The 16,180-nt window shown below is 54.1% G+C and carries 11 protein-coding genes; 10 read left to right on the top strand and 1 reads right to left on the bottom strand.

Annotated features, from left to right (window positions below; all coding sequences use genetic code 11):
• Window position 1 precedes the first annotated feature (1 nt).
• Together Q4501_RS10035 and Q4501_RS10030 are read left to right on the top strand one after the other, a co-directional pair.
• On the top strand, window positions 2–382 hold the full coding sequence (locus Q4501_RS10035) for a hypothetical protein (RefSeq protein WP_303596077.1): 381 nt from the start codon (window positions 2–4) through the stop codon (window positions 380–382).
• Window positions 379–1,443, top strand: a complete 1,065-nt coding sequence (locus tag Q4501_RS10030) for an AgmX/PglI C-terminal domain-containing protein (protein WP_303596076.1) — start codon at window positions 379–381, stop codon at window positions 1,441–1,443. Before Q4501_RS10035 ends, Q4501_RS10030 begins: the two co-directional genes overlap by 4 nt.
• A 17-nt stretch (window positions 1,444–1,460) precedes the next feature.
• On the opposite strand, the gene Q4501_RS10025 is transcribed toward Q4501_RS10030, so the two are convergent.
• Entirely contained in the window at window positions 1,461–1,952 is a 492-nt protein-coding gene (locus Q4501_RS10025; RefSeq protein WP_303596075.1) for a MaoC/PaaZ C-terminal domain-containing protein, read from the bottom strand.
• Window positions 1,953–2,137: 185 nt separating this feature from the next.
• Between Q4501_RS10025 and Q4501_RS10020 the strand changes: the two genes are divergently transcribed.
• The 8 genes from Q4501_RS10020 to dinG all read left to right on the top strand — a co-directional run bounded on the left by Q4501_RS10020 (window position 2,138) and on the right by dinG (window position 15,984).
• The gene (locus Q4501_RS10020; RefSeq protein WP_303596074.1) at window positions 2,138–3,814 is read left to right on the top strand and encodes an AMP-binding protein; all 1,677 of its coding nucleotides are present in this window, start codon (window positions 2,138–2,140) and stop codon (window positions 3,812–3,814) included.
• A gap of 5 nt (window positions 3,815–3,819) precedes the next feature.
• Window positions 3,820–7,560: an ATP-dependent RNA helicase HrpA gene (hrpA, locus tag Q4501_RS10015; RefSeq protein ID WP_303596073.1), complete on the top strand. Its 3,741-nt coding sequence runs from the start codon at window positions 3,820–3,822 to the stop codon at window positions 7,558–7,560.
• 123 nt (window positions 7,561–7,683) lie between these two features.
• The gene (locus tag Q4501_RS10010) at window positions 7,684–8,805 is read left to right on the top strand and encodes a beta-ketoacyl-ACP synthase III (protein ID WP_303596072.1); all 1,122 of its coding nucleotides are present in this window, start codon (window positions 7,684–7,686) and stop codon (window positions 8,803–8,805) included.
• Window positions 8,806–8,950: 145 nt separating this feature from the next.
• Window positions 8,951–9,658, top strand: a complete 708-nt coding sequence (locus Q4501_RS10005) for a VacJ family lipoprotein (protein WP_303596203.1) — start codon at window positions 8,951–8,953, stop codon at window positions 9,656–9,658.
• 29 nt (window positions 9,659–9,687) lie between these two features.
• On the top strand, window positions 9,688–11,178 hold the full coding sequence (locus Q4501_RS10000) for a DUF3336 domain-containing protein (RefSeq protein ID WP_303596071.1): 1,491 nt from the start codon (window positions 9,688–9,690) through the stop codon (window positions 11,176–11,178).
• Window positions 11,179–11,278: 100 nt separating this feature from the next.
• A complete protein-coding gene (locus Q4501_RS09995) occupies window positions 11,279–13,027 on the top strand; it encodes an ExeA family protein (protein WP_303596070.1) in 1,749 nt (582 codons plus the stop codon).
• 3 nt (window positions 13,028–13,030) lie between these two features.
• On the top strand, window positions 13,031–13,768 hold the full coding sequence (locus Q4501_RS09990; RefSeq protein ID WP_303596069.1) for a general secretion pathway protein GspB: 738 nt from the start codon (window positions 13,031–13,033) through the stop codon (window positions 13,766–13,768).
• A complete protein-coding gene (gene dinG, locus Q4501_RS09985) occupies window positions 13,768–15,984 on the top strand; it encodes an ATP-dependent DNA helicase DinG (RefSeq protein ID WP_303596068.1) in 2,217 nt (738 codons plus the stop codon). The genes Q4501_RS09990 and dinG overlap by 1 nt, the downstream gene beginning before the upstream one ends.
• Window positions 15,985–16,180: the final 196 nt, after the last annotated feature.

Here is a 16,180-nt window from a genome sequence, read left to right as displayed (position 1 = left end):
GATGGAAGCGGCGTTCTGGATTTATAACCGGGCCATCTTGAATGTCTCATTCGGGCTACTCACCCTGATATTTGTAACGGCTCCGGCTCTTTGCGCAGCTTCGGATAAACCGCGATACCTGGGTATCGAGAGTATTGAGAGTATCGAGGGTATCGAGGGTATCGAGGGTATATCCGCCAGTATGGGAGAAGATGAGCCCCGCGTGCTGAATATCTTGCCTTGGCGAGCACCCACACTACCACGCCGGCCGCGCGCGGAACTGGAAAACACCGCACCGGAACTGGTGCAGCCTCTTGATCCTTTGGTGCTTGAACGCCATCGTGAGTTTCGCCAGAACCTGGGTATTGCGAATCCTGCCGTCCGAGCTGGGGAATGGCAATGACGGCGATGAATACGATGCCTGTGAGTAGCGATTTCGGCGCCCTTGAGCATTTCGGGCGGACCTCTTTGTCGTCGCTATCCTGGAGTAGGGAAGAGGGGGAACGCTTACGGCTGGTACTCATCACAGCCTTGGCCCTTCTACTATTCGTTCCACTTGCCATGATCATTCCTGTACTCGATGTTCCGGAGCTAGAGCGGACGACAACTGAAAGCTTGCCGCCCCAGCTCGCAAGGCTTGTGGTGAAGAGAGAAGCCCTTGAAAAACCAGCCCCTGAATCTGTTGAGACACTGGCTTTGCCTGAGCCAAAACCTGCCAAAACTGAAGCCATGGAGGCTGAGCCCGTAAAGCCTCAACCGGAACCAAAGCCCAAACCCAAGCCGATCACTCAGCTGTCAAAGGAAGTTCAGCCTGTGCCGGTGAAACAATCACCAAAGCCAACTGCCCAGCGTGTTGAATTGGCTCGTGAAAAAGCATCTCGTTCTGGCCTTCTGGCCATGAAAGACCGCCTGGCATCCATGCGCGAAACTGCGCCAGAAAAAGCCCCCGCCATACAGGCCAATGTGAATAATCAGTCTGACACTGTCCGTACCGCTAATGCAGGAGCTCAAGGTTCTGCCGATGCTCTGCAGGGGAGTGGTGGTGTACAGGATGTCCAGGCAATACGCTTAGATGCAGAAGTTGCCGGCCACGAAGTAAGAAAAGTCGAAGCTGCTCGTCAATCGGAACCTGTTGTGGCCAGTACGCCAGCGCCTGACAAGGCTCCGTCGATGGGTGAGCGGGCAATGAGTAACATTCGGCAGGTGTTTGATTCCGGCAAAACAGTACTCTATTCCCTATACCAGAGAGAGCTCAGGCAGGATCCGACCCTGGCAGGTAAGGTTCTACTGGAGCTCGTCATAGAACCCGACGGTTCGGTGTCTGCGTGCACGGTGGTAAGTTCGGAGCTTGAGAACCCGAAGCTGGAGCAGAAAATTGCTATGCGTGTGCGACTTTTCAACTTTGGCGCCGACAAGGTTGAAGCCCGGAAGGTAAGGTTTCCAATCGACTTTTTGCCGGGCTGAAATAGAGATTTTTGCGTTCAGTCACGACCTTCAATTGTGATTTTCGGAAGTGTCGGCTTGTAAAGGGAAACCTTCTCTGTTGGCGCAATAACCCTGGCTTCTCCGGTAACAACCTTTTGGTTGTTCTGGTTTGTCACGTCACACTTTAAAACAACCCGGTTTTTGGGGGCTTTGCGCAGCACTGTAAGGCCAACGGTCAGCGTATCGCCGAGCTTTGCGGGGCGTTTGAACGACAGGCTTTGCTCCAGATAAACCGTACCCGGGCCTGGCATAACCGTCGCAAGTGCAGCAGAGACCAGGGCACCGCTCCACATACCATGGGCTACCCGTTCCTTGAACATGGAATGGGAGGCATATTCAGGGTCCAGGTGTACTGGATTAACATCCCCTGAAACAGCGGCAAACAGAACGAGATCATCTTCCGAAAGTGTCCGGGTAAACGTAGCGGTGTCACCCTCGTTTAGCTCGTCATAGGTAATGTTTTCAAGAGTATCAAGGGTGTCGCTCATCAAGTGCTCCGTGCTTAAGGTTGGCAGGGGGTAGTCCTTCTTGTTATGCGTCGAAACTACCTCATCGGTAACAAAACTGCTATTCTCTCCCGACTTTTTGAGGCTGATACTTATGTCGAGTTGATTTTTTGATCGCACGGCATTGGTAAATCATTATAAAGAAAAGCGCCAGACAGGAGATAGCGATGGATTTTGAGAAGTTCTATCAGGACAAATACCCTGCCAGTGTCCCACGCGAAGTCGATCTGAAAAAGTACAACAGCATGGTGGATGTGTTTGATCAGGCGGTAAAGAAATACGGTGACCGCCCGGCTTTCAGTGCTGTCGGTGCAACTCTGACTTACCGCGAACTGGATACTCAAACCCGGAACTTCGCTGCCTGGCTGCAAAACAAAACCGATCTGAAACCTGGTGACCGTATCGCGGTCCAAATGCCCAACCTGACCCAGTATCCGGTTGTAGTGTTTGGTGCCATGCGTGCTGGCCTTATTGTGGTCAATACCAACCCGCTATACACCACGCGCGAGATGGAGCACCAGTTTAACGACTCCGGTGCCAAGGCACTGGTGGTGCTTGCCAACATGGCTGAAAACGCCGAGAAGGTTCTGCCCCATACCAGCATTGAGCATGTGATCGTTACTGAAATTGCCGACATGCATTCGCCTATTAAGCGCACGCTGATGAATGCCGTCGTCAAGCATGTTAAAAAGATGGTGCCACCGTTCAATATTCCGCAGGCCCATAAACTTCCGGCCGTACTCAGTGCAGGTGCCCGTGAGAAGTTTACTCCAGTTGAGTGTAAGCAGGACGACATTGCTGTGCTGCAGTATACGGGCGGAACAACGGGTGTCGCCAAAGGTGCGATGCTCACACACGGTAACCTGGTTGCAAACCTGCTGCAGGTTCGTCCGATGATGGAAGACACCATCATTGAAGGGCAGGAAACGGTGATTGCCCCTCTGCCTCTTTATCACATTTATTCGTTCACCCTGAACTGCGGCATCATGCTCGAAGCCGGCGGCCATAACGTGCTGATTCCTAACCCGCGGGATATTCCAGGTTTTGTCAAAGAGCTCAAAAACCACAAGTTCACAGCATTCCTTGGCCTGAACACCTTGTTTGTTGCCCTGTGCAACAACGAAGAGTTTCAGGATCTGGATTTCAGCCACCTCAAGCTTACGTCTTCAGGCGGTATGGCGCTGACCAGCGATACAGCGAAGATGTGGGAGCGGGTAACTGGCTGTCCCATCTCGGAAGGCTACGGCATGACCGAAACGTCTCCGGTGGTTACCTTCAATCCCCGCAGTGCCATACAGTTGGGCACCATTGGCTTGCCGGTTCCATCGACCCAGGTCAAAACTATTGATGATGATGGCAATGAGACTGCGCTGGGGACACCGGGCGAGCTGTGCGTGAAAGGTCCGCAGGTAATGCGTGGCTACTGGCAGCGCCCCGAGGACACGCAGAAATCCTTCACTGAAGATGGTTATATCCAGACCGGGGATGTGGCGTTGATTCAGGAAGACGGGTATATCCGAATTGTTGACCGTAAGAAGGACATGATTATCGTGTCCGGGTTTAACGTTTACCCGAACGAGATCGAAGATGTCGTGACCAGCCATCCGAAGGTGGTCGAGTGCGCAGCTGTTGGCGTCCCGGATGCCAAAAGCGGGGAAGCAGTGAAGGTCTACCTCGTTCCGACAGCCGAAGGTGTCACTGAGAACGAGTTGAAAGAGTTCTGCCGTGAGCGCCTCACAGCCTACAAAGTACCGCGCTTCTTCGAGTTCCGCGATGATCTGCCCAAGACTAACGTAGGCAAGATTTTGCGCCGCGAATTGCGTGATGAACCGGGGAACAAGTAATTACGGTGACTTTGCACTCTGATATCCGGGCTGCCCTGCACAAACCAATAAGTTTTCCGGCAGGGCTGCCGGTATCTGATCGCGTAGACGACATCCGGGAGGCGATTGAGAACCACCAGGTTGTCATCGTTGCTGGTGAAACTGGCTCCGGAAAAACCACTCAGATACCCAAAATCTGCATGAACATGGGCCGCGGGATTCGCGGCCTAATTGGTCATACCCAGCCGCGGCGCATTGCGGCTCGTAGCGTTGCATCCCGTATTGCTGATGAGCTTGGTGAGCAGACTGGTCAGCAGATCGGCTATCAGGTTCGTTTTGCTGACAATACTTCGAACCAGACCCGGGTCAAGGTAATGACCGACGGGATTCTGCTGGCGGAAGTCCAGCACGACCGCTATCTAAAACGCTACGACACACTGATTATTGATGAAGCCCACGAGCGCAGCCTGAACATCGACTTTCTGCTGGGCTACCTGAAACAGCTTCTACCCAAACGTCCTGATCTCAAAGTCATCATTACTTCTGCCACCATTGAAGTAGACCGTTTCAGCGAGTTCTTCAACAAAGCGCCGGTGCTTGAAGTGAGTGGGCGCACCTTCCCGGTAGAGGTTCGTTACCGGCCGCTCACTGGTGATGAAGACGATCGCGACCAGGGCTGGAATGACGGGGTTCTCGCGGCCCTTGATGAGATCGAACAGCACGAGCGCAGCGACAAGCTACCGCCGGGCGATGTATTGATATTTCTGCCGGGCGAACGTGAGATTCGCAACCTCAGCAAAGTATTGCGCCACGCAGAACTCCGGCACACGGAAGTCCTTCCTTTATATTCCCGGTTGAGCAACCAGGAGCAGAACCGGGTATTCCAGAACCATCGTGGCCGCCGGATCGTGCTTTCCACCAACGTTGCCGAAACGTCGCTCACGGTGCCGGGTATTCGTTACGTGATTGATACCGGTGTTGCGCGAATCAGCCGCTACAGCGTTCGCTCCAAAATACAGCGTCTGCCCGTTGAGCCGGTATCGCAAGCCAGCGCCAACCAGCGCTCGGGCCGTTGTGGCCGGGTTGCCCCGGGTATCTGTTTTCGTTTGTATGATGAAACGGATTTTCTCAACCGCCCCGAATACACCGATCCGGAAATACTACGTACCAATCTGGCCTCCGTTATTTTGCAGATGGCCACGTCCGGCCTCGGTGAGATTCGTAATTTTCCGTTTCTTGAGGCGCCAGACAAGCGCCTGATCAACGATGGCTACAAGCTGCTTGAAGAACTGAGTGCTGTCGACGGTTCCCGGCGAGTTACGAAGCTCGGGCGCACCATGGCGAAGCTTCCACTGGATCCGCGCCTGGCCCGAATGCTGGTAACTTCCGCAGACCAGGGCAGCCTGGCAGAAACGCTGATTGTTATCGCGGGCCTGAGTGTTCAGGATCCGAGAGAACGCCCGCAGGATAAGCAGCAGGCTGCGGACCAGGCTCATGCGCCGTTCAATGATAAAGATTCCGACTTTATCACTCTGTTGAATATCTGGAATTTTTACGAGGAACAGCGCCAGGAGATTTCCCAGAATCAGCTCAAGAAGGTGTGCCAGAAGAGTTTTCTCAGCTGGATGCGTATGCGGGAGTGGCGCGACATTCATCGACAACTCACCCTGATTTGTCGTGATCAGAAATTGTCATTTAATAAAGACGCTGCTACCTACGACAAAATTCACAAGGCTATTCTGGCGGGGCTGCTGGGGCAGGTGGCGACCAAGGTCGAGAAAAAGGAATACCTGGCCACCCGTAATCGCAAGGTGTTGATTTTTCCCGGCTCGAAAGTGTCCAAAACCGGACCGAAATGGATTGTCGCCACAGAAATTGTTGAGACCAGTCGGGTGTTTGCTCGTATGGTGGCCGCGATTCAGCCCGAGTGGATAGAACCCTTGGCCGGGCATGTGGTGAAGCATCACTATTTCGAGCCTCACTGGGAGCAGAAGAGAGCCCAGGTGATGGGTTTCGAAAAGATTACACTTTATGGCCTGGATGTGGTGCCAAAACGCCGCATAGCGTTCAGCAAAATAGACCCCGTAGAGTGCCGCAACCTGTTTATCCGCCATGCACTGGTAGAGGGTGATTATCGATCGAAAGCTCCGTTTATAAGCCGCAACCGCGAGATGCTGGCCAGTGTAGAGGATCTGGAAAAGAAAACCCGCCGCCGGGACCTTTTGGTGGACGACGAGGTGCTGGTTGGTTTTTACGATGAGCGCCTGCCTCCGGGGATCGTAAGCGGTCGTCATTTCGAAAGCTGGTGGAAAAGCCTCACGGCTGAACAGCTTCGCAATCTGGAATTGACCGAAGAGGATGTCCTGCAAAGGCCTGTTGACGCGTTGGCGGGTGACTTATATCCGGATTTTCTGGAGTGGGAGGGTGTCCGTTATCCCCTGAGTTACGAGTTTGAGCCAACCAGTGAGCGTGATGGGGTTACGCTCCAGGTGCCATTGATGGCACTGCGGCAAATTCCTTCCCGGCGCCTTGAATGGTTGGTGCCGGGGCTGCTTCGAGAGAAGTGTATTGCGTTGGTTAAAGGGCTTCCGAAGTCCCTGCGCCGAAACTTTGTGCCGGTTCCGGATTTTGTGGACGCTGCTATTGCCAACCTTCAGCCGTCCAACGAGCCTCTGGCTTTGCAGCTGGGCGATCAGCTGCGGCGGATGACTGGAGTGCGTATTGAGCCCGAAGCCTGGCCTCGGGATGAGCTGCCTCGTCACCTGAGAATGAACCTGAGAGTACTTGGGGATGGCGGAAAAGTGATCGCCGAAAGTCGTGAAACGGGTGAATTGCAGAGTCAGCTTGAGGGGCGTGCTGAAGAGGCTCTTGCGTCGGCAACAAGCGATACCCGGAATCAGGAGCCTGCGGGCGAGTACGAGGCTTGGGAGTTTGGCGAGCTGCCAGCTCAGGTGCAGACCGAAAAAGGCGGAATGCAGATCACGGTTTATCCTGCGCTTGAAGATTTGGGCAAAAAGGTTCGTGAGATTCGCTGCCTGGATCGCCTCACTGCAGAAGATACAACTCGCAAAGGGGTAGCGCGCCTCATACTTAACCGGTTTGGTAACACTCTGGATGACCTGGAGAGGAAACTGCCTCTCTTTAAACAGTCCGCCCTGATGTTTGCAACCGTCGGGCAGGCAAAGGTGCTTCTGGATGACTTGCTTGTTTCCACTGCAATGGAACACTTTTTACAAGGCAATGTCCCCAATAGTCGGGAGGCTTTTGATGCTCTGTTTGATCAGAACAGAGGCGATTTTATTCCTGCTTTGGAACAGGCGGACGAACGCCTTCACCGGGCGATGACCGGTTATCAGAAAGTCGCAAAACGACTGAAAGGCAAGATCAATCTGGCGCTTGCAAACAGCATGGCTGACTTGAAGTTTCAGATGCAAAACCTTGTTTATCCTGGGTTTCTGGTGGAAACATCCCCGCAATGGCTGGCGGAGTTTGGGCGTTATTTTGAAGCAGCGCTGGTCCGGCTTGAAAAGATGCCCAGGGAGATGGGGCGTGAACGGGAATTTTTGCATACCAGTGAATCGCTGTGGAGTCGTTACGCAAGCAAGCGCGACGAGCAGCGAAAACAGGGTGTTCGTGATCCCGAACTCGTTACCTACCGCTGGATGCTTGAGGAATACCGCGTTTCGTTTTTTGCTCAGCAGCTTGGAACGGTCATGACAGTATCGGTAAAGCGGCTGGACAAACAGTGGGAACTGACCCGGGTATGATCGGTCAAGCCCGCCTTTTGTAGTGGCTTCTGCGGGGCGGGCAAATCCCCGGGACTGTGTTAGTATTTCCGAAAGTACGATATTCCTGTCCTTCTGTTTCCATCTTCATGACGTGGGGTTAGCGTGATTAAAGCCGTCATTAGCGGAACCGGCCTGTATACACCGCCGGCAACCATTGATAACGATGAGCTGGTTGAAGCATTCAACCAGTTTGTCGAGATGTACAACTCTGAACATGCCCAAGAGATTGAGAGTGGTGAGGTTGAGGCACTTCAGCCTTCGTCCTCGGCGTTTATAGAAAAAGCTTCAGGTATCAAGCGCCGGCATGTTATCGACAAGTCGGGTATCGTCGATCCCAAGCGGATGGCGCCCTACATTCCTGAACGTGGTAATGACGAGCCTTCGGTTCAGTGTGATATGGCGGTTGTGGCCTGTAACGAAGCACTGGCTCAGGCAGGAAAGAAAGCCAGCGATGTGGACGCGGTTATCGTAGCCTGCTCCAACTTACAACGTGCCTATCCTGCGGTTTCTATCGAAGTTCAGTCAGCTCTGGGTATAGATGGCTTCGCCTACGATATGAATGTAGCCTGCAGCTCAGCGACATTTGGCCTGCAAGCAGCTGTTAACTCCGTGGAGAATGGCTCGGCGCGAGCTGTTCTTGTTGTCAGCCCTGAAATCTGCTCCGGCCATTTGAATTTCTGTGATCGCGACAGCCATTTTATTTTTGGCGATGCCTGTACAGCCATCCTGGTTGAGCGTGAGGAAAATGCCCCGGCAGGGCAGGGGTTTGAGATTCTTGGCACTCGATTGAAAACGACCTTTTCCAACAATATCCGGAATAATTTCGGCTTCTTGAACCGGGCTGATGAAGCCGGTGTGGGCAAACCGGATAAACTGTTTATTCAGCAGGGTCGTAAAGTATTCAAGGAAGTTTCACCTCTGGTTGCTGAAACTATCCAGAATCATCTTGAAAGTTTGTCGCTGGCACCTGAAGATCTGCGCAGAATGTGGTTGCATCAGGCAAACCTGAACATGAATCAGCTTATCGCCCGTCGGGTGCTTGGCCGCGACGCGGCAGAGGATGAGGCTCCGGTGATTCTTGATGAATATGCGAATACCAGCTCGGCAGGTTCAATCATTGCATTCCACAAACACAAAGATGATCTGAAAACCGGCGATACGGGTGTGATCTGCTCCTTCGGTGCCGGTTATTCCATTGGCAGTGTTGTCGTGCGCCGTCGCTGACTGTTATGCAGCGGCGCGTTAGCGCTGCTGCAAAGCAAAATCAACAACCCAAGAGTTGACCATGACAAATTTTTCACCCCGAGGCTGGTTGTTGGCCACGCCGCTGGTGGCCGTGTTGGCTATTGGAATGTCTGCACAGCCCGTCATGGCTCAGAGTTCGCAAGAGCCGGCCCGCGATGGCTCGGCTGTTCAGGTAAGCGCTGACGACCCTTATGAAAGTTGGAACCGCAAGGTTTACACTTTTAACGATACCATTGACCGCTGGGCTCTTAAGCCGGTAGCCACGGCCTACCGCACGTTTATGCCCGAGTTTGCTGACCGCGCCATAACAAACTTCTTCAATAACCTTTCAGAAGTCCGCAATTTCACCAATAGTGTGCTGCAACTGAAGGGTGAGTCTGCAGTTGTTGCCGCCGGCCGGTTTACCTATAACACAGTGTTCGGTCTTGGTGGGTTGATTGATGTGGCGACTGCATTTGACCTGCCGGAAAGGCCTGAGGATTTCGGGCAGACTCTGGGACACTGGGGTGCTGGCTCTGGCCCTTATCTGATGCTGCCCTTTCTCGGCCCTTCCAGCCCACGCCATCTAAGCGGGTTCGGTGTAGACGGTTTTGTGCTCCCCTCATTGTGGGACAACGTTGATAGCCCGGATAACTATTATGCGCGGGGCCTTCAGGTTGTGGATAAGCGGGCAGACCTGATTCCGGCTGAAGGTTTTATTTCCGGCGATACCTATATTTTTGTCCGTAACGCTTTCCTGCAACGCAGAGAGTTTCTGATAAACGACGGTAAGGTGACTCGGGACCCGTTCGCCAGCGATGACGATGAAGAGCTGATGCTTGACGATTTCTGATCCTGACGGACAGTTGAAGGAGAGACACGGTGCTGCAAGATCCAAGGGTTCAAAAGTTCCGCAAGATGCTGGATGAAGCACCGAACTATGAGGTTTGGAAAGCCGCAGCGCTTGAGCTCGACTTTCTTGAAGGCAATGCCGAGTGGAAAGAGGATTTCGCCTCGGAGTTCTATAACTATGAGCTGCTCTATGATCGCCTGAGCAATATCAAACAGTATCGCCAGCAAAATGATTTTGATCGCCTGAAGCGGGCTTTGCGTGAGGGGCTGCATCATGACCTCGGTAATATGGGCAACCCGGCTCTGTATACTCACTCCAGAGTTGGTACCAAACACCTGATCGAAGAGTACATTGCCCAGGTGTGCGAAGCCCTGGACTTCCTGTGTGATAACCCGGTTCCGGGCTTTCCCGTTGCCGATAAGCTTCAGTTTTTTCGTGACACCCTGACAAGTTATGGGCGGCCGACACTTTTGTTAAGCGGTGGTGCCAGCCTCGGCATGTTCCATTTTGGTGTGATCAAGGCGCTTTGGGAAAAGGGCCTGCTTCCACAGGTTGTGACAGGCTCAAGCATTGGTGCAATTATCGCCGGAATGCTAGGTGTGCACACAGATGCCGAAATCCCTGAAATGCTGGTCCCTGAAAACCATAACCTTAAAGCCTGGAAATGGCGCGGGCTGGTAAGCGCTATGCGAGGGGGCGGTTTGATGGATCAGGATCAGCTGCGTACCTGCCTGAGAACCAACATAGGCGAGTATACGTTTGAAGAGGCCTATCTGCGCACCGGCCGTTCGATCAATATGAGTGTTTCGCCGGTTCAGGCGCATCAGAAGGCGCGGCTGCTTTCCGGTTATACATCGCCATACCTTATGGTGTGGAGCGCAGCGCTTGCCAGTGCCGCGGTGCCAGGTATTTTTCCGCCGGTTACTTTGATGAAAAAGGACATTCACGGGCAAGCGCTGCCGTATATGCCCAGGCTCAAATTTGTGGATGGCTCGGTCGTCAGTGATCTGCCCATTGACCGCTTAATGCACCTCTACGATGTGAACTTCACCATCGTTAGTCAGACCAACCCGCACGTGGTGCCTTTTTTAAACGCCCGTGGTCAGGATGAAAAGCTCTCCCTGACGAGCTTGCCCTGGCACCTGATGAAATCCGAGTTGCAGTTTCATGGGCAGGGAGTTTTTGACTATCTTCGGAAACGGGCCAAGCCTGAGTTACTTCGGCAGATCTCTGGCCAGATGTACACCATCATGGCTCAACGCTATTCCGGAGACGTAACCATAGCGCCCAAATACAGCTTCAAGCATTACCGGCGCATGCTTGCCGATCCCAAGCCTGAATTTGTGCGTGAAATGATTTTGGCCGGAGAGCGCGCAACCTGGCCAAAAATCTCAATGATTCGCTCCCATGCGCGTATCTCAAAAACCCTGGAGCGCTGTGTGCGGCGCTTGAAACAACAGAACCGGCGTAGCGCTGCGGACCTTCGGCTGATAAACAGTGTGGATTCCGCGCCATCCTGAGATGACAGGCCTGCGAAGCGGGCGGTATGATACGCTGCTGAATAGCCCGGCTTGGCAACTGCCCGATCAGCCCGGTGCCTGAGCATTTTACTGGACGCCCATGTATTACGATTTCTTCGGCTTCAAAGAACCGCCGTTCTCTATTGCGCCTGATCCCCGTTACCTTTATCTGAGCGAACGTCACAAAGAGGCGCTTGCGCACCTTATGTACGGTGTTCAGGGACAGGGCGGCTTTATTGTCATTACCGGAGAAGTTGGTACCGGTAAAACAACAGTGAGCCGGTGTTTTATTGAAAATGCGCCAGCCCATGTTGATATTGCCCTGATTCTCAACCCCCGGCTTTCTGCGCGGGAATTGCTTGCTGCAATTTGTGACGAGCTTGAGATTACCAACCCGGCGGGTGCCAGCATCAAACAGCTGGTGGACCTGATCAATCGAGACCTGCTCACGGCCCATGCTGCCGGCCGGCACAAGGTTCTGATGATTGATGAGGCGCAAAATCTGTCTGCCGATGTGCTCGAGCAACTGCGCCTGCTGACCAATCTTGAAACCGCCGAGAAAAAACTGCTGCAGATCGTGTTGTTGGGTCAACCAGAGTTGCAGCAGATGCTGGCCCTCCCAGAGCTTCGACAGCTGAACCAGCGTGTAACGGCCCGCTACCACCTGGATGCGATCAGTCCCAACGAGCTCCCCGCCTACCTTAGCTACCGACTTGGAGTGGCGGGTATGCGGGGCGACGTGTTTTCTCCCTCCGCCGTCCGTAAGCTCTACCGCCTGAGTAATGGTATACCTCGCCTGATCAATCTGATCAGTGACCGTGCGCTTCTTGGTGCTTATGCCGAAGGTGAACATGAACTGACACCGGCACATATCCGGCAGGCAGCAAAGGAAGTCGGTGGCAGCAATCTCGGGCCAAAGCCGGGTCGGGCTGGAGGTAAACAGGGTTTTTCCGGTTATCTCATGCTCGCCGCATCGCTGGTTCTGGCGATCATCAGCACCTTCTGGCTCTATCAACAATGGTTCGGGCCAGAAGCGGTAGCTGAATCGGACGAGTTAGTCGTGGAGCAAGGCGGGACGGTTCAGCGCGAAAGCGAGCCCGAAAGCCAGGTTGTCGATAACAATGGGGACCAGCCTGGGGAAGAACAAGCGGCAGGTGTGGCGCTGCCTTTCACTGAAGCCGAACGCCTTGCGAACGCTGCCCCGAGCGAGCTCTCTTTCGAATTCCCGGAGCAAGCCCAGAACCTGGCGGAAGCTTTTACAGGGCTGTTTGAGCTCTGGGGCATCGACTACAGTCCTCAGGCGTTTCCGGTCGCCTGCGATTTCGCTCGCGAATCCGGCCTCGGCTGCCTTGAACGACAGGGTAGCCAGCGAAGCCTGATGTTTCTGGATAGGCCGGCCATATTGTTGCTTCAGGATGATGCAGGTAATCGTGGATACGTTGTGTTGCAACACCTCAATGGCGGGCTTGCCGACATTACCCTGCCCACAGGGCCGGTTCAGGTGCCTTTCTCAAGCCTGGAGCCGTACTGGTTTGGGGAATATCGGGTGCTATGGCAGCTTCCTGATCATAAGAAAAGTTCTCCGGTCGACGGTGAGGGTGCAAGCGAAGAGCTCTGGATTGGTGGGCGCATGATGGAGCTCGCAGACGCTCATAGTGAGTCCCTTGCCGACAACGCAAGAATCAAACGCTTGTCGGGGAATGAGCAGGTGCGCTGGTATCAGTCATTAAAGGGCCTGACAGTCGACGGTATCGCAGGTGCAATGACGATCATTCAGATCAATAACGATCTTAATGCAGATGTTCCGAGGCTGTCAGCTACCCGATCCCGATCCGGGGGGGAGGAATAGGGTATGTCCTATATTCTTGATGCCCTCAGAAAATCAGAAACGGAACGCCGACAGGGCAAGGTGCCGGATCTCGGGCAACAGGTACAGCTGATTCACCGCCCCAAAAAGCGGCGGATCTCTCCAGTGGTCTGGGTGGCGCTCGCGTTACTCGTGAATGCTGGCGTGCTGGCAGTTGTTTTCTGGCCGGAACGCACAAGCCATTTGCCAGTCGAGCCGGAGGCGCCAATAGCTAAGGCTGAACCTGCACTGGAGCAACCGTTGAAACCGGAATCTACAGAGCCGAAAATCTCTGGCGGTGCGCCTGTTCGCCCAATCCCGGAAGATCTTCCGGAGGCGCAGACGGCCGTTGTATCCCCGCCAGAACCTGAGCCCGAGATGGAGCAGGTAGCAGAACCCGTCCGGGAGCGGCCAACGATAATTACTCCTGCAATTCGTTCGGAGCGGCAGGTGCCGGCATCAAGCCAGGACGATTCACGCGCAGGTATTCGTGAAAGAGTGCCGCACCTTGTAGAGTTACCGCTTTCATTCCAGAAGAGTATTCCTGACCTGATGTTTAACAGCCATATCTATTCTTCCGATCCCTATGCCAGTCGGGTGATGATCAACGGAAACTACCTTCGACAGGGAGAGTCTTTTTCCGGCATTACCGTAGAGAAAGTAACTGAGGATGGTGTTGTGCTGAGCAAACAGGGCAGAAGCTTCCGTGTAGGCATAGTTCGTGACTGGGTGAGCCCGCGCTGATGGCTTTGAGCGACGACATCAAGAGCCAGATTCAGCAGGGTTACCGGGACGTATTGGCGGGCAAGGGTATTCGGGCGCGCTACGGTCAGCGCCTGATGATCGCTGAAATCGCCCGCTATATGGGTGATATCACTGAAAATGATGGCCAGCGTACCTCTCCGCCTGCAGCATGTGTTGTCGAAGCCGGCACAGGTACTGGTAAGACGCTGGCATACCTGATTGCAGCAATTCCTGTCGCGAAGGCTTTGGGTAAAACCCTGGTGATCTCTACGGCCACTGTGGCACTGCAGGATCAGATTGTTCTGAAAGACCTGCCGGATCTGAAAAAACACAGCAAGATGAACTTCACCTGGACGCTTGCCAAAGGTCGCGGTCGATATCTGTGCATGTCGCGCCTGGAGTCGCGGCTGCATGAAGAAGGCAATGGCGACAGCGATACCATGCCTTTATTCCTTCTGGATAACCCCGGAACCGAAGAGCCGGGTACCCGGGCATTCTTTGAGGAAATGCTGGCAAGCTATGGTTCCAGAAAGTGGGATGGTGATCGCGATCACTGGCCTGAGCAGATACCCGATGATGTTTGGCGCCAGGTCACAACCGATCACCGACAGTGCACGAACCGCCACTGCAGCTACTTTGACAGCTGTGCTTTTTTTGATGCCCGCAAAGATCTGGACGAAGTGGATATTGTGGTGGCCAATCACGATCTTGTGCTTGCCGACCTGGCCTTGGGCGGTGGTGCCATATTGCCAGAGCCCGAGAACGCGCTGTTCATTTTTGATGAAGGCCATCACTTGCCGGACAAAGCACTGAACCATTTTGCGGCGTCTGTGCCTTTGAATTCCACGCGCCAATGGCTCAAGCAGTTATCCCAGGCATTGGCCAAAATGCAGCCTTATCTAGCGCCTGCTACCCAGGCAGCCAAGAGCATTGATCGCATAAGTACTGCCGCACGCGATGTGGATCTTGTTCTAACGCGGGTTTATGAGGAAGCCGAGCAGAATACCGGGTGGGAGTTTAACGAAGAGCGCCGTTCAGCGCAGTGGCGTTACCCGGAAGGAGAGCTGCCAGAAGCGTTGGCAGATCTGGCTGCGGAAAGCAGGATTGCCACCGCCAATCTGGTACGGCATCTGGGTGTTCTGGCGGATGAACTGCAAGGCGCCTTTGATGAGCGTAAACAGCACGAGATTGATCGCGATACCGCTGAAGCCTGGTACCCGGTTATCGGTGCATTCCATAGCCGCGCTGAAGATCAGTTGCGTCTCTGGACGGCGTGGACAGAGCAGGTTGGTGGCCGCAAAGCGCCAGATGAAAGCGAGCAGGGTGTTGGTGACGACTCGGGTGATGATAATCAACAAAACAGGGGGCGGATAAATCGTAGTCCACCTCCGGCTCGCTGGAGTGTTCGGCAGCGCTGGGATCATGCCGAAGATATTACGCTGTTCAGCTCGCCGGTACTGGCAGATAACCTGCTGTATTCAAGGCTCTGGTCACGCGCCTACGGCGCCGTGCTTACCAGTGCGACTCTGACAGCACTTGGTCGTTTTGACCGGCTACAGGCGAGAGCCGGATTACCGGAAGCCAGCCGCTTGCTGGTTGTGCCCAGCTCCTTCCGGTACGGAGAGATGGCGACCGTTGAAGTGCCAGCCATGGCTTGTATGCCCACTGATGACGGGTTTGCGGATGAACTGATAAAGCGCCTTCCGGCAACCTGGGCTGGTGAGACGGCCACGCTTGTATTGTTTACCTCTCGCCGTCAGATGCATCAGGTGCGGGATGCACTGGCGCCTGACTACCCGGACCTGATTGTTACCCAGGATGACATGTCCCGGGGTGAGGTTCTGCGGCAGCACAGGAACCGGATTGATGAGGGTAGGCCGAGTGTGTTGTTCGGGGTGGCCAGCTTCGCCGAAGGTATCGATTTACCCGGTAAGTATTTGCACCACGTGGTGATTACGCGGCTACCTTTCTCGGTGCCAGATGATCCTATCGAAGCTGGTCTGGCTGAGTGGATTAGTCAACGTGGAGGCAATCCGTTTATGGAAATCACAGTGCCGGACGCCTCCATCAAGCTCGTACAGGCGGTTGGCCGGTTGCTGCGTACAGAGGAGGACACCGGCCGGGTTACGATCCTTGATCGTCGCATTGTCGCCAGGCGCTATGGACAACTATTGTTGGATTCTTTGCCACCGTTTCGCCGGATTATCGAGCGTTAGGAAAAAAAAGAGCCAGCCCGAGGGCTGGCTTGATTCGAAGGGGTCCTGGAAGAACCCATGTGTAGAAACAATGGTTTACAAGAAGTCTGAAGGCCTGAAGTTTCAGAATTCAGAGGGAGGAGTTGCCTACCCTTGGACACAATAATAAAGCAGTAGGGGGCTTAGCCGAATCGTCCAAAGGGCGTAGTGCGATGTG

This window comes from Marinobacter sp. 2_MG-2023 (assembly GCF_030546935.1).
In the GTDB taxonomy this organism is placed as follows: domain Bacteria; phylum Pseudomonadota; class Gammaproteobacteria; order Pseudomonadales; family Oleiphilaceae; genus Marinobacter.
This window is presented reverse-complemented; position numbering and strand designations above follow the sequence as displayed.